Here is a 20738-nt window from a genome sequence, read left to right as displayed (position 1 = left end):
TTTCATAAATAAGAACAAAGGAGATGTCTAATTCATGAGTTTAGCAACGACAAGAAAGCTCAGCAATGGAGTATAAATACCTGTTATCGGATTAGGAGTTTTTAAAATGGATGATGGTGAGTCGGTATATGATACCGTAAGTTCTGCACTTGAGATTGGCTATCGCCATATTGATACAGCATCGACTTATAGAAATGAAGAAGGTGTCGGACGAGCGATTGCGGATAGCGGTATCCCTCGCGAGGAGATTTTTGTCACAACGAAAGTGTGGAATGATGAACAGGGCTATGAGGAGACATTAGCAGCTTTTGACCGGAGTTTAAAACGATTAAATCTGGATTATGTTGATCTCTATCTTGTTCACTGGCCGATTCCTGGTATGTATAAGGATACATGGCAGGCGCTCGAAAAAATTTACCGCGATAAGCGTGCGCGTGCGATTGGTGTGAGCAACTTTCACCCACATCATTCAGATGATTTAATGAAAGATGTAACGATTAAACCGATGATTAATCAAATTGAATTGCATCCACAGCTTTCTCAAGTAGAAGTGAGAGAATATTGCAAGGAGCACGGTATTGCCGTAGAGGCCTGGTCACCGATTGGTAAGGCAACTTATCTTGATCATCCTGTGCTCAAAGAGTTAGCTGAGAAATATAATAGGACAGCTGCGCAAATTATGATTCGTTGGGATTATCAAAACGATATTATTACAATCCCTAAATCCGTTCATGCTGATCGGCAAAAAGAAAATGCTGATATTTTTGACTTTGAATTATCTAATGAAGATATGGAAAAAATCGAAAGCTTAAATAGCGGCAACCGTCTAGGTACGGATCCTGATACAGTTAGTTTAGATTCGTTTTAATACTGTCCCTGATTATCGAATGAGATAATCAGGGATATTTTTTTGACTAAGCCGATCGGCCTATTGTTAACAGTAAATTTACAGTCTGTTAACTAAAACTTCATCTTCTTTTGCTAGTCTACTAATAAGGAAAAGTGGTTGCTCTGCGCCATTATTTTTGAACACTCCTGTTTGGTTGTGCCTTTTTTGTTAAGGGGGGACTGAGAAAGATGAAGAAAAAGAACTGGAATCGATTTAATTTAAATAACCTATCAATTGCATGGAAATACGGTCTAATCTTAATTACGATTTTTATTTTGTTAATTACAGCAACAACTTTTGTCTCAAAAGCAATTAACCAAACAAATCAGGATCTGGATATCCTTAATCGAGATTCTGATCGTGCGCTTCTGATCAATGAATTAAATGATCTGATTCAGTCAAAGGCGTTATCCGTGATGGGATATGCTCAGTTCGGTAGTCAAATTTACATAGATGATATTGAAGTGAAGGATCAGGAGATTGCAGAGCAGGTTGATAAATTGACGACACAAATGACGAGTGATGAGCAAAGTAATCTTTTAAATGTCATTACTTTACTTAATAAGCAATTGAGTGAAATGCTCTATTAAGAGTTTATGACGGTTAGTGGCAATCGGGGATTTGTGATGCGACTACATAGTAATCGATATATTCAATTAACAGAAGAGACGATTTCTCAGTTGGAAAATTTGCGCGATTTAATTATAGCAGATCGGGATCTTGCGCTTGAAAATACTAATCAGAGCCAAGTTTTTGCCCAGCTGATTTTATTAGTTAGTATGTTTGTTGCGATTGTGATTGCTGTTATTTTAGTTTTGATTATTAGTCGTCATGTCTCTAAACGTCAGCAAAAGGTCGTTGTAGCAAGTGAGCGAATTGCAACGGGTGATTTGACTGAAGCAAGTAATCATTTGCAAGGAAATGATGAGATTGGTCAACTCAACCAAACGATTAACCAAATGCGCTTACAATTAAGACAGATGACTGAGTCGATTAAACAAACATCAGGTGTTGTTGACCGTCAAAGTGAGCAGTTAAATCAATCGGCAGAGGATGTTAAGTAAGGGACACAACAAATCGCTGCTACAATGGAAGAGATTGCTTCAGGATCAGAAACGCAGGCAACTTTTGCAAATCAGTTAGCTAAAATGATGACTACTTTTGTTGAAAGAATTGCTGATATCGATCAGAGCAATGAAACGATTCAAGGCTCGTTAACGAGTGTGCAATCGGAAACAGATCAGGGACAATTTTTCATGAAAAAATCCGTTGAACAAATGAATGTGATTGATCAAATTGTTCATAATGTCATCATTCAATTGGAAGGACTTGATCGTCAAGCGACACAAATTACGAAACTGATTTCTGTAATTAGGGATATTTCGGAACAGACCAATTTATTGGCGTTAAATGCATCGATTGAAGCCGCCCGTGCTGGAGAGCATGGTTTAGGTTTTAATGTAGTGGCGAATGAAGTACGTAAATTGGCTGAAGAGGTGAATGATTCGGTCAGTGAGATTACGGCGATTGTTCAGGATAATCAGACGGAAACGAAGGCTGTTTCATTGGCACTGAAGCAAAGTTATGATGAAGTGCGTCAGGGAACGGAAGATATTAAATTAACAGGTGTTCGTTTTAATGCGATTGAACAAGCAGTTGAAACGATGACGGCCAATGTACAGTCGATCATTTCTGATTTAGCAATCCTGAATCGAGACTCAGCATCTGTCAATCAAGCTGTTCAGGAAATTGCCTCAATATCACAACAGTCAGCAGCGGGTGTTGAAGAAATAAAGTCATCAGTTGAACAAACATCGAGTGCGATGGAGCAAATCGCAAGTAGGGCACAAACATTATTTGAATCGAGCCAAGCACTCAATCATTTTGTTGAACAGTTTAAAATATGATTGAAATTTTGGCATTTGAGCACAAACTCAAATTACCGTTCAAACAGTCTGATTTTGTTCGACAATTGTTGTTAGTGTTATTGAAAATAGGGAATACTACCTCTATGATTAAGAAAGAATGTGTTAGATTTTTAAAATATGAGGAGGGCTAGAATATGTCGTTACGCGCTGATTTTTTATGGGGTGGAGCAATTGCTGCCAATCAAGCTGAAGGTGCCTATCAAAAGGACGGTAAAGGAATGGGATTGGTTGATATTTTACCGGCGGGTGGTGAGCTGCGATGGCATGCATTAGAAAATCCAAAGCAAGCAATCGAAACAACGTATGATCACTATCCAAGCCATGAAGCAATTGACTTTTATCACACGTATAAAGAAGATATTAAGTTGTTTGCTGAGATGGGTTTTAAAGTGTTCAGAACATCAATTTCATGGCCGAGAATTTTCCCTAAAGGTGATGAATTAGAGCCGAATGAGGCTGGGCTGAAGTTTTATGACGATTTATTTGACGAGTGTCACAAATATGGAATTGAGCCATTAGTGACGTTAAATCATTTTGATACACCATTATACTTAGCGACAGAGTACGGGGGCTGGCGCAATCGGAAATTGATCGAATTTTATGAGCGTTATGCTAAAGTTGTTTTGGAGCGCTATAAAGATAAGGTGAAATATTGGTTAACATTTAATGAAATTAATATGGTGCTACATATTCCGTTCTTCGGAGCTGGGTTAATGTTTGAAGAAGGAGAAAATAAGGACCAAATTAAGTTTCAAGCTGCACACCACCAGTTAGTTGCATCGAGTTTAGCGACTAAAGCAGCGAAAGAAATCGTTGGCGAAGACGTGATGGTTGGTTGTATGTTAGCAGCTGGGGAAGTTTATCCTTACTCATGTCATCCAGACGATATGCTGAAGGCCGTTCAAGAAAATCGCAAGCAATATTTCTTTATCGATGTTCAGTCACGGGGTGAATATTCGACGTATACGAAGCGGATGTTTGAAGAGCTAGGTGTTGAGGTTGAAATGGAGCAAGGAGATAAGGAGCTCTTGAAAAAGTACCCTGTTGATTTCATTTCCTTCTCTTATTACTCATCTCGCTTAACAGTTGCTGACACTGACAGACAAGTCGAGCAATCGGCAGCAAATGCTTTTGAATCAGGAAAGAACCCGTATTTAGAAGAATCGGAGTGGGGTTGGCAAATTGACCCGGTTGGTTTACGGGTCACGATGAATAATCTTTACGATCGTTATCAAAAGCCACTTTTCATTGTTGAAAATGGTTTAGGAGCAGTGGACGAGCTAGAGGACGATACAGTTGAAGATGATTATCGGATTGAATATATGCGTGACCATCTTGAGCAAATGATTGAAGCAGTTAAAGATGGTGTCGATTTACTTGGGTATACATCTTGGGGCTGTATCGATTTGGTTAGTGCTGGAACAGGTGAGATGAAAAAACGGTACGGCTTTATTTACGTTGATCGTGACAATGACGGTAACGGGACAGGTAAGCGCTATAAGAAAAAGTCATTTGATTGGTATAAAAAAGTGATTGAATCGAATGGTAAGCAACTCTAATTACAAAATGTTAGACAAAAATGAAATTGGTTTGCATCAATTGGCGATCAATTTCATTTTTATTTTGGCAAAAATGGATTAAGTAATGTTCAGCTTGACTAGACTGATAGTGAAAAAACACATTGATGAAGGGAGTAATGTACTGAACCCATAAAGTTAGACTTAATATTTAAGCTACTAATTGGCTGGCTTGTTTCCGGTATTCAACCGGACTCATGCCAGTCAATTTTACTTTTATTCGTCTATTATTATAATAATAAATGTATTTATCAACTGCTTGTTTCAACTCTTCAAATGATTCGTATATGACTCCATAATACATCTCCTGTTTCATTAAACCAAAGAAATTCTCCATTGGAGAATTATCCAAATAAATTCTTCGGTAACCATAGTTACCGTTGTTTTCCTTGAATATTTCTTTAATTAGATGTTCAATCTCTTCATCTGGATTCGATTCGTTGAATCGTTTTTGCCAATACATGTACGTAGCCTTTGGAAATCCTGTCGCTTCAAGAATTACTGCTAGTTTAAAATCTTCACGAAGAGCATGAATAATTCTAGATTCTACTTTCGCATTCGGCTCGGAATATTTATTCCTGAGGCTCGGAGCTTTTTTAAGTAAGCATTTTCCGCACGAAGTAATTCAATTTCTCGTTCAAGCTGTTGTACCCTAGTTAAAGTGTTATCGTTTTTCTTTTGCTTTTTCTTTTTTGACATAGGAGGACGCCCCTTTGGTTTAGAGAGTCCATCAATGCCTTCTTTATTCCAAATACGCATCCAATTGGCGACAATCGATGGTTCGTGCATATTGAACTTCAAGGCAACATCTTGATAAGACTCTTCTGTTCTTAATTTATATTGTAGAACATCTAACTTAAATTCAACAGAATAAGTTTTATGTGACTTTCTCTTTTTTAGACCTGATTCACCCATCGTTTCATAAACTTTAACCCATTTTCTAACAGCGCTTTTATCAGAAATTGAAAATTGATTAGCTAATGATTTATAACCTCCTTTACCTGCTAAATAAGCAATTACTACTTCTAATTTAAATTCAAAATTATATTTCACCATAAGAAACACCCCTAAGGTTAGATTTTCGGTCTAACTTTAGGGGTGCACAGCAAAACACAATTGAAAATGAAAAGAGGCTGGGACAAAACCCAGTAAAATAACAACGGTGTTCAGTATAAGACTGTACACCGTTGTTTTATGAAAAATATTGACCTCCACTTCAGACATTTGCTTTCCGCGGGAACGGCCTCAGCTTCTGTATCGACTCCTCCAGAGTCGATACAGTGATCTTCGGACACGTTCTTTTCCCGCTGGAGTCAAATGTCTTTCGTTCCAGTCAATATACATAATTTTATTCAACAAAAAGAGCACCTTTTGGTAAAATTAAAGTACCACACAATAACTACCGGAGGTGCCCTTTATGTATCAAAATTATAACATGAATCAATTGGTTTTGCCTATAGATTTGGAAGTGAAACTTCAGGAAAATGATATTGCTTTTGTCATTAATGATTTAGTAGAGAGTATTCCTGAAGAAGCTTTTGAAAATTTTCTTCGAAAAACAGGTCGTCCTTCATATCATCCACGAATGATGTTAAAAATAACATTATGTGCTTACTCTCAATCAGTATTTTCCGGCAGGAAAATCGAAGCTCTCCTCAAAGACAGTATTCGTATGATGTGGCTTGCACAAGGTTATGAACCAAGTTATCGCACAATCAATCGTTTCCGAGTCGATCCAGATGTACAAGAATTATTACGACAATTATTCATCCAATTTCGCTGTCAATTGGTTGAAGAAAAAATCATCGATCATGATGCAATATTTATTGATGGAACAAAAATTGAAGCTAATGCAAATAAATTTACTTTTGTATGGAAAAAAGCAGTTAAAAATTATAGTGAGAAGTTAATCGAAAACTCAAATAAAATATATGATGAGCTACTTGAAAAAGAAATTATCCCGGAAATTAAACGTGAAAGTCCTGACGAACTTTCCATTACTGAACTTGAAGAAATAGCTGAAAGATTAGAAGAAACGGTGAACGATTATAATAAAAAAATTGAGGAATGTGAACTTGGAAGTGAACGTAAAAGAATTCGTTCAGAGAGAAAGTTTCCTAAGCAAGCATTGAAACGAATAAAGGACTTTATTGATCGAAAGAAGAAATACGCACAAGATATGGATATATTTGGAGAAAGAAACAGTTATTCTAAAACCGATCATGATGCTACTTTTATGCGTATGAAAGATGACTATATGAGGAATGGACAATTGAAGCCTGGATACAATGTTCAAATCGCAACAGAAGGTCAATACACGCTTGCTTACGATGTTTTTCCGAATCCAACGGATACACGTACATTTATTCCTTTTTTAGATAAAATTGAAAAGCACTTTTTTGATTTACCTGACTATATCGTCGCTGATGCTGGATATGGTAGTGAACAAAATTATCATGATGTTTTAGAGAATCGCAACCGGACACCTCTTATTACATATAACAGTTATAGGAAAGAGCAGAAAAGAAAATATAAGAATGATCCATTTAAGACGGACAATTGGGAGTACAATGGAGAGCATGACTATTACGTTTGTCCGAACGGACAAAAATTAACTTTCCAGTACTTTTTTAATCGTACAGATCGTTATGGATTTACAAGGGAATTTAGGGTATATCAATCTGAAAATTGTAATGATTGTCCATTACGCTCTCATTGCACAAAAGCAAAAGAGGGGAACAATCGAAGGTTGTTTATTAATAAAAAGTGGGAAGAGCAAAAAGAATATATAAGAACTAAGCTTTCGGAAGAAGAAACTGGAGACATTTATAAAAAACGCAAAATAGATGTTGAACCAGTTTTTGGATTCTTGAAGGCTAATTTGTCGTTCACTCGATTTTCCGTTAGAGGAAAATCGAAAGTAGAAAATGAATTAGCATTTGCCTTAATGGCGGTAAACTTAAGAAAGTATACCGCCAAAATCCAAAATGAAAATAATCCTAACAATCCAAAACAAAATAGAAATTGCGGAAACAACAATTCAATGTTGATTCCGCAATTTTTCTCATCTAAGACTGGTTATGTCCCAGCCTCTTTTTTTAAGGATGTGAAACGATCAGTTCTGCTGTTCCGTTGATTTCGAATGTGTCAATCGTAGCTGGAATAACAAAGTGGTCACCTTTTTTAATTGAAAAGGATTTGCCATTTGTAATGATCTCAGCCTCACCTTCGATCATGCTTAGTTGAATAAAGTCCGCTTTTCGAGTAGAGCGGCTTAGGCCAGTTAAATTCCAGTGGTAAACCGTGAAATATTGCTCTTCAATTAATTTTTTAATCATCAAATTATCTTGTTTTGTTTCTGTTTGTTCAAAGTCAGCAACTTGATGAGGCACAGTTGTCACCTCAATTGATGAATCTAAATGTAATTCACGAGGATTCCCTTCGTCATCTGTTCGGTCATAATCATAGACACGATATGTTATATCGGAACTTTGTTGGGTTTCTAAAATAACGATACCCGCTCCGATTGCATGAATCGTTCCGCTTGGTACATAAACGAAGTCACCTTTTTTTGCTGGGATCCGGCGGAATAACTGCTCCCATTGGCCTGTTTTAGCCATTTCCTCTAGTTGTGCTTTTGAATTAGCGTGATGCCCAAAAACAATTTCAGCTCCTTCTTCAGCATCAAGTACATACCAGCATTCTGTTTTTCCGTAGGGTTCATTTTCAATCTCTTGCGCATACTTATCGTCTGGATGAACTTGAATTGATAAATTATCATTTGCATCAAGAATCTTTACGAGTAAAGGATACGCTTCATTGTGTCCAGTTGTTTTATTGAATAATTCGGGATGCTTTTCCCAAGCGTCCTTCAATGTTTTATTAGCTAATGGGCCGTTTGTAATTTGACTCGGTCCATTTTCGTGTGCAGAGATGACCCAAGCTTCTCCAGTTTTGTCGTTAGGGATATTATAATTGAAAATGCTTTTTAATTTGTCGCCACCCCATATTCTTTCTTGAAAAACAGGCTTTAAAAAAATCGGTTCATTATACATTGTCTAGTCTCCTATCTGTTTTTTTAAAATTAAGCCACATTAAAATTAAAAAAGTTCATGCGTATTGTTTAATAAAGTTAATATAACCTTAAAATTGAACAATATCATTTGCTAATTAAATTGTAGCAGTAGCATTGTCTAGAATCAACTATTTATCCAAGCTTAATTAAGAATATTTAGTTATCGATAAACTAAATTTAAAGTAAGTAAACATCAAGCAGTAGTGATGAACGATTATAAAATCCATTTAATTTTTCATTAATAAGCTAATAAATTAAGTAATATTTATTTTTTATTAAGTTTTCTATTGAATTTATAAGGTTATGTATTATAATTGATTGTGTTAACGCTTACAAGGTGAGGGGAGGGAAAACTCGCAAGACCATTGTTAAGTAATGAATGAGGAGGAGTTTATGAAAATGAGAAAAAAGTGGTTACCAATTTTAATGGTTCTTATTCTTATTGCAAATCTATTCCCAGTTAATCAAGTTGTGGAAGCGAGTGAAAGTCATGTTTTGAATCTATCAAATCCAAATGCATCACAATACACAAAAGAATTGTTTGCCTATTTAAAAGGGCTTGGTGATGATGAAATCTTATTTGGTCAACAGCATGCGATGGATGAAGGCCTAACTTTATCGGGGGAAGGAAATCGAGTCGGTTCAACAGAATCTGAAGTAAAAAATGCTGTTGGTGATCATCCAGCGATTTTTGGTTGGGATACGAATAGTCTGGATGGTCGAGAGCGGCCAGGTAATGCAATTGATGACGTTGTGTTATCCCAAGAGCAACGGACGCGGAATTTAGCTGACTCGATGATTGCCGCGCATAAGTTAGGTGGGATTGTTACGTTAAGTATGCACCCAAATAACTTTGTTACAGGTGGGTCGTATGGGGACACATCAGGAAATGTCGTTCGTGAAATTTTGCCTGGTGGTAGCAAGCACGATGAATTTAATCAATGGTTAGATAACTTGGTTGATTTATCACACTTAGTTGTTGATGATAATGGTGAAGCAATTCCAATTATTTTCCGCCCGTTCCATGAACAAACAGGTGGTTGGTTCTGGTGGGGTGCAACAACAACGACGCCAGAACAGTATAAAGCGATTTTCCGTTACACAGTTGAATATTTGCATGAGCACGGAAATAATAACTTCCTAATTGCTTTTTCTCCAGGAGCTGGCTCAGCGGGAGATTTGGAGCGTTATCTACGCACATATCCTGGTGATGATTATGTTGATATCTTAGGTATTGATAAATATGATGAAAAGAATAACGCAGGATCACAAGCATGGATTAATGCAATGGCAGCTGATTTATCGATGATGGCTCAAGAGGCAGAAGCACGTGGTAAAGTTTCAGCTTTTACTGAGTTTGGTTACAGTGCAGAAGGTATGAATCAAACGGGTAATAATTTAGAGTGGTGGACAACTGTACTAGATGGAATTATGAATCACCCTGATTACCCAGATGCGGCTAAAACTTCTTACATGTTAACGTGGGCAAACTTTGGTTGGCCGAATAACATGTTTGTCCCATATAAAGATATCAATGGTGATTTAGGTGGCGATCATGAATTGTTACCTAATTTTACAGAATTTTTTGAAGATGAGCGAACTCTATTTAGAGAACAAGTAGCGGGTGTTTATGGTACTGGAAAACAGTATGAAGTTGCTCCACATGAACCGTTTATGTATTTAGTCTCGCCGACAAATGGTGATCGAATTGTTTCAAGTCCGCTTGAATTTAAGGCACGTGTCGTCAATGGTGTCGATCCGTCTGTCACATATAGTGTAGATGGTGGCGATGAGGTTCACATGGAATTAGATGGTCAATATTATCAAGCAAGTTGGGCCCCGACTGCAGAATATAATGAATCTGCTGTAGATGTTACGGTTCGTTATTATGAAGGTGATCAACTGATTAATGAACAGACACATCGCTATTACATTTTCTTGTCAGATGTGTTAATCGAAGAATTAACATTTGAAGATGGAATTGATGGGATCAAGAGTAACGGCACATATCCTGACGATGGTGTTGATTTTAGTCTTAGCCCCGCCCAATTAAATGGAAAGGGTATGCTTGAATTAACGGTAGAAGGAATGCCAGCAGAAGAGTGGTGGCAGGAATTAAAATTAGAATTGACCCAATTAGATGATGTCAATTTAGGATTAGTAAACCAACTAAGGTTAGATGGTTATGTTCCTGTCAGTGCAGGGGAGGGCAGTTTTAATACAGTTGTCCAATTACCTGATAATTGGGATGATAAATACGAAGCCTCGGTTGTGTTGGGCTCCCTGGATACTGTTACAATTGATGGAACTGATTATTATCAATACGAAGCTACGGTTAATTTCCCGCACGCGGTTGATGCAAGAACGATCGCAGTGTCGCTAGTAGGGGTCCAATTAGAGTTAGATGATCCTATTTATGTTGAGCGGATTCAATTATTGAACAGTTATGTACCAGCTCCAGAAGATCCATTCTTAGTCGATGATTTTGAGGGGTATATGGGTGATGATGCTTTACTAGATAGCGCTTATGGATCGAATGGTGATCCGATTACATTATCATTGACAGATGAATACAAATCAAATGGTGGCTATGGCTTACGATATGACTTTACGATTGGCAGTTCTGGTTATTCTGGACGTGAAATCAACTTTGGCCCTGTAGATTGGACAGGTGCGAATGCGGTTTCGTTCTGGATGAAGCATGACGGGCATCCGGGATTACATCTGACACTTCAGATTAACATTGGTGGCGTTGCTTTTGAATATTATGTTGATTTAGATGAAGCTTATGAAGGTATAGTTGAACTCCCGTTAGTTGACTTTGCGCCAGCGCATTGGGAAGGTAACCAAGACGCGATTGTCGACCAAAATCGAATTGGTCGTGTCTCGAGCTTTGCTTTTTACATGGGTAGAGAAGATGATGCAAACCATGAGGGAACGATTTATTTCGATGAGATTCGTGCAGTTGACTTAGAAGATGCACCAGAAATACCGGCAGTAGAAGATAGTGGACCAGCTGAGCCGATTGTTTATGACTTTGAAGAAGAGTTAGCTGGTTGGGTAGGTCCTAACGCATCGATTAAAGACGGTCATTTAAGAGTGGATATTTCATCTGGTCGCAATACAGAAGTTAAGAAAACATCAGGCTATGATCTGAGTGATTATAATTATATGGTTGCTCGGGTTAAGGTTGATGCATCCTTAAGTGCTAAAATGTTTATTAAAACTGGAAGTGATTGGTCGTGGTCTGATTCTGGTGAAATTGCATTAGACAATGATGGCTACACAGAGATGATTTTTGATATTTCAGAAATCGATACTCGCGAAAATGTTCAAGAAATCGGATTTGAATTCCTCGGTGGGGAGTTAGAGAATGACATTGAGGTTTTAATTGATTCGATCCAAATTGTTAATGATTTAGATGATTTAATTAGCGGAGAAGACACGGAAAACCCGGTTGATCCTGAAATACCAGAAGAAGATATGACTAAGGAATTAGAAAACAAAATTGCAGAGCTTACAAAACGTATCGAAGAATTAGAAACGATGGGTATAGATATTGCTGAGCTAAATCGACTGTTAGCTGAGCTTAAAGCGGAAGTTGAGGCTCTTGAGTTGAATGATGACAATCTCTCGGCTAAAGTTATGGAGCTTCTAACTCGAATTGAAGCACTTGAAGCTCAACTTGCTGAGCGAGAAGATGAGCAAGGTGTAAATGTTCCAGAAGGTGAAGGTTCAAATGATGATCAAGCTGGAAAAACAGAAGATGATCAGTCAGGAGATGCAGAAGAAAACGAAGCAACAGATGGTAAGGGTAATCCATTACCATCAACAGCTACAGCTCTTTACAATTACTTGTTAATCGGAGCCTTAATTCTCATAGTTGGTGCTGGATTAGCATTGTATAGCTACAAGCGTAAAAACGCATAATCAATTAGAGTAACTTTTATTAAATATTATATCCCCGGCGGCTGAAAACCAGCTGGGGATATTGTTTTAAGCTTCAAGTGCTAATAATATCTTGACAAAATCACGATAATTTTTTGTCTGGATCAGCTGTTGAACAATATTTGGATCCTCTACAATTCTAATAAGTCCTTTATACATAATCTCTAAATCTTGGTGTCCATCTTTCTCCACGTTTAATAAACAAATAAATTGAACGCGTTTACCAGCCCAGTTAATCGGTTTTTGCAATGTGCAGATTGATAAAAAGGTCTCCTTAGCCTGTGCTGTAATTGGATGCGGGATTGCAATCAAATTACCGTACGCGGTAGGTGCTACTTCCTCACGTTCATAAATTAAATCTAAATAATTATCGGGTAGACTCATTTTTTCTTGAATTTGATCAACTAAAAAGCTTAAAGTAGCTTCTTTAGTGGCAAATTCTTTATTTAAGAAAACAAAATCTTCTTTAATAAAATCAATCATACTGTTTGTTTTTCTGTTCAAGTGAGTTTCAATTTTATTGAGATCTTTTTTTGATAAAATTGTATTGACGACAATAACCGGTACTTTTAGTTTTTCTGAAATCGGTACAGAACTAACAATAAAATCAATTTCATTAAAAGGAATTTGGTTTAACTTATAGTACTCAGTTATTCCAGCTATATTCATTTGTGACCCGAAGACAGATTTTAATTTGTATTTAATTAAATGGGCGCTTCCAAGACCGGAGGCACAGACGATATAGCAACTTTTCGGCCCTGTTTTTAACTTTTTTCGTTCAATAGCTGCACCGATGTGTAAGGCGATATAACCAATTTCATTTTCATCAATTGAAACATTGATCTCATTTTCAAGTACCATTCCTGCAATAACAGCTGCTTCAAAGGCAAGTGGATAATTTAGCTTAATATCAGTAAGCATTGGATTTCTAATGTTCATCCCGTATTTATAACGATTAATTGCTGGTTTTAAGTGTAAGCCTAGCCCAATAATTAATTCCTTGTCGTTCTGAATATCTAATTTCATTTTTGCTTCAATTAGATCAATGATTTTTGTTGTCAACACTTGTGTTTGCTTTTCTAAAATATTTTCTAAATCACTATTAGATAGATTCGTTTGCTGGACCATTTTTGTGCCAAGTAAATGAATCGAAATATAGGCGATTTCTTCTATTGGGAATGCAACGGTTAATATTCTTTCCGTCGCTGCAACAATTGTTAAAGCAACTTGATATTCCTTTTGCTTTTTTATTTCTTTTAAATCTTGATTAATAAGAGAAACGTAATGACCATCTTTAATCCTCTTATAAGCGATAATAATATGAATAAATAAATTATGGATTGCAATATCTGAAAGGGAGATCTGATTGTCTTTAATTTCTTTGATAATGACAGACCACACATCTTCTAAGCTATGCATCTCGATATTTGTAATTTGGGCAAGTTGTTTCTTCCAAACTGTTTTTGATACCAGTTCACTTCGATCGAAAATATGCTCTGACATGGCAAAGCGCATCTTCACTTCATTGCCAGACAACTTTAAGCCGTAGTTTGGTTTTTGTTGTAGTGAGAGGTCGTAGTTGCTGAACAGATCTTTAACAGATCGTAAGTCATTTTGAATTGTTGACTTACTAATATGCATTTCATCACAGAGATCATCCAGTTTTAAATAATTTTCAGCAAGCAGAAAACGCTTGACTAAATACGTGATTCGCTCATCAGGTGAGTTAGGTAATGCTTGTTCATTCAATTCTCTTTTCAATAGTTGGTTTAAAAAGTGTCTAAACTTTTTATCGTCATTAATCATCAGTTGATAGCCTGTACCACGAATTGAATTTATTTTAGCGCCATGCTTTTGTAACGTATAGTCAAGAATCTTAATATCATCACGAATCGTTCGTGATGTTACGTCGAGAGTTTGAGCAATGTATTCGCTAGTGATGGCTTGGTCAAAGGCCATCAATTCTCTTAAGATTGAAAAAACCCGAGCATTCATTGAACCGTCACTTCCTTTTTGACCTCTCAATCTACTGCTATGATTAAATGTTATCAGTTATAAGATAGGCGAATGAGCGTAGTAAAAATAATCACTACGCTCATTAAATATGGAATTAATCGTTAAATCCATTTTGCTTAGCAATTTCCGCAAACCAGTAGGCGCTTTTCTTTGCGGTTCGTTCTTGTGTTTTGATATTGACAGAGTAAAAACCGTAACGATTTTTATAAGCGTTCATCCAAGACCAATTGTCGATAAATGTCCATAGGTGATAACCTCTAACATTGCAACCAGCTTCGATAGCTTTGTGTAACCATTTTAAATGTTCTTTAATAAACTCAATTCGATAATCGTCTTCGATTTGACCATTTTTTAAGAAGCGCTCTTCGTCTTGAACGCCCATCCCATTTTCTGAAATGAATGATCGGATGTTATCGTAGTTATCCCTCAGGTTAATCATAATATCATAGATTCCTTTTTCGTAGATTTCCCAGCCACGATACATGTTCATTTTTCGACCAGGCATCTCATAATAACTAAAGAACCATTCGGGCATAATCGGACTATCGGGATTTGGTAAGTCCTCTTTGGCCTTTACCCGCCTCGGCTGATAATAATTAACGCCCAAAAGATCAATTTTATTACTTTCAATTAGCTGATTATCACCAGGTTCTGTTTCTGGCAACAAATCATAGTCAGCTAAAAGCTCAATCAATTCATGTGGATATGTCCCTTTAACAGCGGGATCAAGAAAACTTCGATTAAAAATCAAATCGCAAATGTTGGCTGCCTTTAAGTCAGCTGGATGTTGACTCCGTGGATAGGAGGGAGTTAAATTTAAAATAATCCCAATCTCTCCATCCTGATTTTTATGATAGATTTGCACTGCCTGTTTATGGGCGATCATCGTATGATAAGCGACTTGAATTGCCTTTTTGAAATCAATGATATTAGGATAGTGAAAATCGTATAAGTATCCACCCTCAACAGGAACGATAGGTTCGTTAAAGGTAAACCATTTTTTAACCCGATCGCCAAAGAGATTAAAAGCAATCTCAGCGTACTTAGTATAGGCGTCAATTACTTTTCGATTTTCCCAACCGCCAATGTTTTGTAATTCAAGTGGCATATCGAAGTGAAATAAGTTAACAAATGGTTCAATTTTATGAGCGAGTAACTGATTAATCACATCATTGTAAAACTGCACTGCTTCTTGATTGACTTCACCAGTTCCGCCTGGGATCAGACGTGCCCATGAGATCGATAACCTAAAGCTATTATGGCCGATGCGCTTCATTCGTTCGATATCTTGTCGATAATGAATAAAAAAGTCAGATGTTTGACTCGGTCCAATTTGATCGAAAAAGCGGTTAGGCTCTGTTTGGTACCAGTGATCCCAAATATCTCTGCCTTTTATTCCATTATGTGATCCTTCAGATTGTGGAGCGGATGATGCGCTACCCCACCAAAAGTTTTCTGGAAATGAGTAGTTTAATGTCATCAGTGATCCTCCCTATAATCTTCGGTATAAATCGATCATTTCAATCGCTAAATCACGAACGGTCATTGACGTCATTAAATGATCTTGAGCGTGAATTAAGATGATGGTAATCTCTTTATCTGAACCGTTTGCTTCATCCTGAAGTAATTTTGTTTGAAATTGATGTGCTTTTCTTAAATCGATATTTGCTTCCGTTATTTTTTTATCGGCTGCTTCAAAATCACCTGATTTTGCCTCCTGAATTGCCTCCATCGCATTTGCTTTTCCGTTTCCGGCATGTAAGATGATTTGAAATGCTGTTTCAGTTATCGTTGATTCCATAGTTGTCCTCCTATAATGTCTGTTTTTAATTAAGTGAAAAGGTGGGAGGTAAGGAACCAGCCCACCTTAATTTTTATCGCAGTGCAACTGTCAGTAAGACTCCCACTTCAAGCATTCGATGGAAGCTAAGGGGCATAAGTGGGAGATCAACTGACAGTAGCTGCCCGATTGGTTCAACTAACAATCAGTGAAGCCCGCACTGATTGAAGTTTCACTTTATTAGCTTACTATTTTCTCGCTTCGTTCATTTTCATAATACTGTTTATCCATTATTTTAAGGAATGGGAACCAAATCGTAAAGACAATCACCATATTTATCAGTTGCATCACTGAACCCATAATATTATTACCCGTTGCGAGGTAACCACTTAATAGAGCAGGTGTCGTCCATGGAACAATCACTCCTGCAGGCCTAGGTGCGAATCCAATTGACATGGCAAAATAAGTGACTGCACCAACGACGACTGGTGCGAGCAACCATGGAATGATCGCAAGTGGATTCATAATAATCGGCAAACCGAAAATGACGGGTTCATTTACGTTAAAAATACCAGATCCGATCCCAAGTTTACCCATTTCACGCATTTGTCTACTTTTTGCGATCATGAAAATTGCGAGTAAAACGGCTAAAGTCATCCCAGAATCACCAATACCAACAATAAATGTATCTATAAATTGCTTAGTCACGATATTTGGTAATTCTTCACCCGCTTGAAAAGCCTGGAAGTTTTGATCATTTAAACTAAATCAGATTGGGTCAAGTACCGAGTTAATAATAATTTGTCCGTGTAAACCAAAGAACCAAAAGATTTGAATTAATAAAATCGCAACAAGTGTAGCTGGAAGACCACTTCCTAAAACTGTTAACGGCTCTTGGATAATTGTATAAATAAAGTTTTGGACTGTTTCAAAAGGTGTATAGCTAAAGATGATTCGTACTACTAAAAAGATCGTTAACGTGAAAGCAATCGGAATTAATGAGCTAAAAGAACGTGAAACTGACCCAGGTACACCATCGGGCATTTTGATCGTCAATTTTTTCCTCACAAAAAACTGATACAGCTCTGCTGCGATAAAAGCAGTAAAGATTCCTAAGAATAAGCCCTGTACACCAAGTGCTGATGTGGGGATAACGCCTGAAGTTTCATCTAACACTTGTGGTGTCAGAATTAAGAAAGCTCCGAGCGCAACAGCTACGCCATAAATTGATTCGCCCCCTCTTTCCTCGACCATTTTATAACCGATTCCTAAAATAACGAATAGTCCCATAATACTCAGAGTTGCGGCAGAGGCAGGTCCTAAAGCATTTTGAAATGTGGCATAAGCTTCCTCGCCGATCCAACCATCAATAAAGGGTAGGTTTGCTATAACGACGAAAATAGAACCAAAGACAATCAGTGGTAAAGCAACTAAAAAACCATTCCGTAAGGCGGTTAAATAACGATTGTTATTTAACTTGTCAGCAACAGGCATAAGCACGTTTTCGAGCTTATCCATAAAAGCATTGTTCATGATAGAATCCTCTTTTTTGATTGAACCATTTAGGTTAACTAAAATTATCCTTGCTCAATTAAATTTAAAGCGGCATCTAGAACTGCCTTCCCATCAATTCTGCCATATGAAACAGGATCAATTACATCTAATGGAATACCAACCTCCTCGGCGACTTTAGAAAACTTTTTCTTCATAAAGCGCATTTGAGGGCCAATTAACAGGACGTCTGCTTGTTTCATATCTTCGGGCGCTTTGTCTTGCGCGACTGCCCAAATCTTGACGTCTAGATTACGTGCCTTTGCTTCTTCTTCCATTTTTGATACTAATAGACTTGTTGACATGCCTGAAGAGCAAGCTAATAAAATTCTTTTCATTGAATGACCTCCATTTAAAATAATTAAATTCCTTTCACCTTTGATTTTATGGAATAAGCGCTTACATTACCACGTGTTATATTTCCATTATAGTAACGGAAATTGTTAGCATACTAATAATAAAGAAGCGAAATTAAAACAGGAAATCGCTTACTGTTGACAGTTTAGTTAAATTTACTTAGAATTAAATTATTAGGTTATCGATTAACTAATAAAAGTTAGGAGGGGTTTCGTGCTTAGAGAAGAAATGGAACGAGAATTAACGGAACGAATCTTACCCTTTTGGATGAAACTTAAGGATGAAACGCACGGCGGTCTATACGGGAGAGTTGATTTTGATTTAAATGTTGACCAAAATGCTGATAAGGGTGGCATCGTAACAACACGATTTTTATGGACATTTTCAGCTGCTTATCGTGTGACTAAAGATAAACAATATCTTGAAATGGCCAATCATATGTATCAGTTTTTAACAGAGAAGTTAATTGATCGTGAGTATAAAGGAATCTATTGGTTGTTAGATTATCAAGGTCAACCAAAAGATACACGCAAGCATATTTACGCTCAATCATTTGCTGTTTATGCATTGAGTGAATATTATCGTGTGACGAAGAAACAAGAAGTGATTGATTTAGCATTAGAAATATACGAGTTAATGGAAACAGTTGGATTTGATCAAGCAAGCCAAGCTTATAAAGAAGAGTTTAATCGTGAGTGGGAAGAGGTTCCAAATGAAATGTTAAGTGAAAACGGTGTGATCGCTGAAATCACGATGAACACACACATTCATATTTTGGAAGCCTATACGAATTTATATAAAGCTTATCCAACTCCAGAACTAAAGGCACGATTAGAAGCGTTGTTACAAATTCATTATGAAAAAATTTATCAAAATGATACGCATTTTTTAGGTGTATTTTTTGATAAGCAATGGAATAGTATTATTGATTTGAAATCATTTGGTCATGATATAGAGGCGGCATGGCTCATGGATGATACGATTCGTACATTAGGTATTGAAAACGAACAATATCATCAGATGATTATTGATATTTCCTACAATATCTCTAATTATGCGATGCAACCAGATGGTTCATTGATTAATGAGGAGGAAAATGGGAAGTTAGACTATACGCGTGTTTGGTGGGTTCAGGCAGAAGCGATTGTTGGCTTCTATAATGCCTATCAGCGAACAGGAGATCACGTATTTTTAGATCGAATTGACGGACTATGGAATTACATTAAAGCGTCCATTCATGATCCGCGTCCAGGTGGTGAGTGGTATTGGTCAATTGAGCCGGATGGAACACCGACTGCAAGAGATTTAGTTGAACCATGGAAAGCATCATATCACAATGCACGGATGGCATTAGAATTAATTGAGAGGATGGATAAAAATGATCCACAATAAATATTATCAACTATTAGAAGAGCAAGAGAAGCTAATTACAAGGAAAAATAAAAAAGATCAGCAATTTTATAATGGGGTTTATGACCGTTACCAATATCCAGTTGTGACTCGTCATCATGTACCGATCCATTGGCGTTTTGATTTGAATAAAGAAACTAACCCAAATTTCCAAGAGCGACTTGGTATTAACTCGACATTTAATGCGGGTGCAATTTATTTTGAAGGCAAATACTATTTAGTTGTTCGTACGGAGGGGTTAGATCGTAAGTCAATTTTCACACTTGCTGTGAGTGATAATGGCATTGATAATTTCAGATTTATTGGTACACCATTAACTTGGGAAGATATCGATAAAGAAGAAACGAATATGTACGATATGCGCCTTGTAAAGCATGAAGATGGCCATATTTATGGTATTTATTGTTCTGAAAGTAAAGATCCAGATGTTTCGGCATCAGATACATCTAGTGCAGTTGCTCAAGCGGCTCTAGTAAGAACAAAAGACTTAAAAACATGGGAACGACTACCGAATATTAAAACACCTTCTCCACAACAACGTAATGTTGTTTTACATCCAGAATTTGTTGATGGAAAGTATGCTTTCTATACTCGCCCACAAGATGGTTTTATTTCAACGGGTACTGGTGGCGGGATTGCATTTGGGGTCTGCGATGATATTGAAAATCCAGTAATTGATGAGGAAATTGTCTTGCATGAGAGAAAATATCATACTGTTTATGAAGCAAAGAATGGTCAAGGTCCTGCTCCGATTAAAACGGACAGAGGTTGGATTCATATTGCTCATGGTGTAAGAAATACGGCAGACGGTCTACGTTATGTGCTTTATACATTTGCTACTGACTTAGCTGATCCGAAAAAAGTGATCGCTGAACCAGGTGGACATTTTATTGCGCCTTACGATGATGAGCGTGTAGGGGATGTTTCAAACGTTATTTTCTGTAACGGAGCGATTGTAAATGATAATGATGAAGTATTTATTTATTATGCTTCAAGTGATACGCGGACACATGTGGCAACGACAACAATTGATAAATTAGTCGACTACACATTTAATACACCAGCAGATCCATTCAGATCAATTGAGAACGCTGAACAAAGAAAACAACTAATTGAGCAAAACGAAGCATTACTAGAGCAAACAAAATAACATTTGAATTGCAGTGTATTAACGAACAAACTTTTGGTTAAAGTGGTAATTTACAGA

Annotated in this window: 15 protein-coding genes and 3 pseudogenes; 9 read left to right on the top strand and 9 right to left on the bottom strand. The window is 37.0% G+C overall.

Annotated elements, in window-relative coordinates:
- Positions 1 to 76 precede the first annotated feature (76 nt).
- From AXY_RS11410 to AXY_RS11400, 5 genes are all read left to right on the top strand, one after another.
- Complete coding sequence (locus tag AXY_RS11410) at positions 77 to 868, top strand: aldo/keto reductase (protein WP_231841449.1); 792 nt, start codon at positions 77 to 79, stop codon at positions 866 to 868.
- Positions 869 to 1077: 209 nt separating this feature from the next.
- A complete protein-coding gene (locus tag AXY_RS12360) occupies positions 1078 to 1479 on the top strand; it encodes a hypothetical protein (protein WP_015010975.1) in 402 nt (133 codons plus the stop codon).
- Between the two features lie 36 nt (positions 1480 to 1515).
- Positions 1516 to 1953: a HAMP domain-containing protein gene (locus AXY_RS12355; RefSeq protein WP_015010974.1), complete on the top strand. Its 438-nt coding sequence runs from the start codon at positions 1516 to 1518 to the stop codon at positions 1951 to 1953.
- A 24-nt stretch (positions 1954 to 1977) separates the two neighbouring features.
- The gene (locus AXY_RS12350; protein ID WP_015010973.1) at positions 1978 to 2796 is read left to right on the top strand and encodes a methyl-accepting chemotaxis protein; all 819 of its coding nucleotides are present in this window, start codon (positions 1978 to 1980) and stop codon (positions 2794 to 2796) included.
- A gap of 155 nt (positions 2797 to 2951) precedes the next feature.
- Positions 2952 to 4376 (top strand): 6-phospho-beta-glucosidase, encoded by a 1425-nt coding sequence (locus AXY_RS11400; protein WP_015010972.1) that lies wholly within the window; start codon positions 2952 to 2954, stop codon positions 4374 to 4376.
- A 169-nt stretch (positions 4377 to 4545) separates the two neighbouring features.
- Here the strand turns inward: AXY_RS11400 and AXY_RS13220 are convergent.
- The 3 genes and pseudogenes from AXY_RS13220 to AXY_RS11390 all read right to left on the bottom strand — a co-directional run.
- Positions 4546 to 4746 (bottom strand): annotated as a pseudogene (locus AXY_RS13220) (IS3 family transposase); the annotation flags it as partial.
- Between the two features lie 9 nt (positions 4747 to 4755).
- Positions 4756 to 4857, bottom strand: a pseudogene (locus AXY_RS13215) (hypothetical protein); the annotation flags it as partial.
- Positions 4858 to 4940: 83 nt separating this feature from the next.
- A complete protein-coding gene (locus AXY_RS11390; RefSeq protein WP_015010970.1) occupies positions 4941 to 5450 on the bottom strand; it encodes a helix-turn-helix domain-containing protein in 510 nt (169 codons plus the stop codon).
- A 361-nt stretch (positions 5451 to 5811) separates the two neighbouring features.
- Between AXY_RS11390 and AXY_RS11385 the strand changes: the two genes are divergently transcribed.
- Positions 5812 to 7530, top strand: a complete 1719-nt coding sequence (locus AXY_RS11385) for an IS1182 family transposase (protein ID WP_015010969.1) — start codon at positions 5812 to 5814, stop codon at positions 7528 to 7530.
- On the opposite strand, the gene manA is transcribed toward AXY_RS11385, so the two are convergent.
- Complete coding sequence (gene manA, locus AXY_RS11380; RefSeq protein WP_015010968.1) at positions 7493 to 8449, bottom strand: mannose-6-phosphate isomerase, class I; 957 nt, start codon at positions 8447 to 8449, stop codon at positions 7493 to 7495. The genes AXY_RS11385 and manA overlap by 38 nt on opposite strands.
- Positions 8450 to 8862: 413 nt before the next feature.
- Between manA and AXY_RS11375 the strand changes: the two genes are divergently transcribed.
- Positions 8863 to 12399 carry a glycosyl hydrolase gene (locus AXY_RS11375; protein WP_015010967.1) on the top strand — a complete coding sequence of 1179 codons (3537 nt, stop codon included), beginning with the start codon at positions 8863 to 8865 and terminating at the stop codon, positions 12397 to 12399.
- Between the two features lie 66 nt (positions 12400 to 12465).
- On the opposite strand, the gene AXY_RS11370 is transcribed toward AXY_RS11375, so the two are convergent.
- The 5 genes and pseudogenes from AXY_RS11370 to AXY_RS11350 all read right to left on the bottom strand — a co-directional run bounded on the left by AXY_RS11370 (position 12466) and on the right by AXY_RS11350 (position 18147).
- Positions 12466 to 14412, bottom strand: a complete 1947-nt coding sequence (locus AXY_RS11370; RefSeq protein WP_015010966.1) for a BglG family transcription antiterminator — start codon at positions 14410 to 14412, stop codon at positions 12466 to 12468.
- A gap of 115 nt (positions 14413 to 14527) precedes the next feature.
- The gene (locus tag AXY_RS11365; RefSeq protein WP_015010965.1) at positions 14528 to 15913 is read right to left on the bottom strand and encodes a glycoside hydrolase family 1 protein; all 1386 of its coding nucleotides are present in this window, start codon (positions 15911 to 15913) and stop codon (positions 14528 to 14530) included.
- A gap of 12 nt (positions 15914 to 15925) precedes the next feature.
- A complete protein-coding gene (locus AXY_RS11360) occupies positions 15926 to 16234 on the bottom strand; it encodes a PTS lactose/cellobiose transporter subunit IIA (RefSeq protein ID WP_015010964.1) in 309 nt (102 codons plus the stop codon).
- Between the two features lie 219 nt (positions 16235 to 16453).
- Positions 16454 to 17746, bottom strand: a pseudogene (gene celB, locus AXY_RS11355) (PTS cellobiose transporter subunit IIC).
- A 44-nt stretch (positions 17747 to 17790) separates the two neighbouring features.
- On the bottom strand, positions 17791 to 18147 hold the full coding sequence (locus AXY_RS11350; protein WP_155835509.1) for a PTS sugar transporter subunit IIB: 357 nt from the start codon (positions 18145 to 18147) through the stop codon (positions 17791 to 17793).
- A gap of 187 nt (positions 18148 to 18334) precedes the next feature.
- On the opposite strand from AXY_RS11350, the gene AXY_RS11345 reads away from it, so the two are divergent.
- Positions 18335 to 19513 (top strand): AGE family epimerase/isomerase, encoded by a 1179-nt coding sequence (locus AXY_RS11345; RefSeq protein WP_015010960.1) that lies wholly within the window; start codon positions 18335 to 18337, stop codon positions 19511 to 19513.
- Positions 19500 to 20681, top strand: a complete 1182-nt coding sequence (locus AXY_RS11340; RefSeq protein WP_015010959.1) for a glycoside hydrolase family 130 protein — start codon at positions 19500 to 19502, stop codon at positions 20679 to 20681. Before AXY_RS11345 ends, AXY_RS11340 begins: the two co-directional genes overlap by 14 nt.
- Positions 20682 to 20738 lie beyond the last annotated feature (57 nt).

Origin of the sequence: Amphibacillus xylanus NBRC 15112, assembly GCF_000307165.1 — a bacterium.
GTDB classification, from domain to species: domain Bacteria; phylum Bacillota; class Bacilli; order Bacillales; family Amphibacillaceae; genus Amphibacillus; species Amphibacillus xylanus.
Note: the sequence above shows the minus strand (reverse complement) of the source record. Positions and strands in the feature narration are given on the sequence as shown.

Excerpts from the sequence above, each read along its gene's own strand:
- AXY_RS12360 (WP_015010975.1), top strand. The coding sequence starts at position 1,078 with ATGAAGAAAAAGAACTGGAATCGATTTAATTTAAATAACCTATCAATT.
- AXY_RS12355 (WP_015010974.1), top strand. The coding sequence starts at position 1,516 with ATGCGACTACATAGTAATCGATATATTCAATTAACAGAAGAGACGATT.
- AXY_RS12350 (WP_015010973.1), top strand. The coding sequence starts at position 1,978 with ATGGAAGAGATTGCTTCAGGATCAGAAACGCAGGCAACTTTTGCAAAT.
- AXY_RS11400 (WP_015010972.1), top strand. The coding sequence starts at position 2,952 with ATGTCGTTACGCGCTGATTTTTTATGGGGTGGAGCAATTGCTGCCAAT.
- AXY_RS11390 (WP_015010970.1), bottom strand. The coding sequence starts at position 5,450 with ATGGTGAAATATAATTTTGAATTTAAATTAGAAGTAGTAATTGCTTAT.
- AXY_RS11385 (WP_015010969.1), top strand. The coding sequence starts at position 5,812 with ATGTATCAAAATTATAACATGAATCAATTGGTTTTGCCTATAGATTTG.
- manA (WP_015010968.1), bottom strand. The coding sequence starts at position 8,449 with ATGTATAATGAACCGATTTTTTTAAAGCCTGTTTTTCAAGAAAGAATA.
- AXY_RS11375 (WP_015010967.1), top strand. The coding sequence starts at position 8,863 with ATGAAAATGAGAAAAAAGTGGTTACCAATTTTAATGGTTCTTATTCTT.
- AXY_RS11370 (WP_015010966.1), bottom strand. The coding sequence starts at position 14,412 with ATGAATGCTCGGGTTTTTTCAATCTTAAGAGAATTGATGGCCTTTGAC.
- AXY_RS11365 (WP_015010965.1), bottom strand. The coding sequence starts at position 15,913 with ATGACATTAAACTACTCATTTCCAGAAAACTTTTGGTGGGGTAGCGCA.
- AXY_RS11360 (WP_015010964.1), bottom strand. The coding sequence starts at position 16,234 with ATGGAATCAACGATAACTGAAACAGCATTTCAAATCATCTTACATGCC.
- AXY_RS11340 (WP_015010959.1), top strand. The coding sequence starts at position 19,500 with ATGATCCACAATAAATATTATCAACTATTAGAAGAGCAAGAGAAGCTA.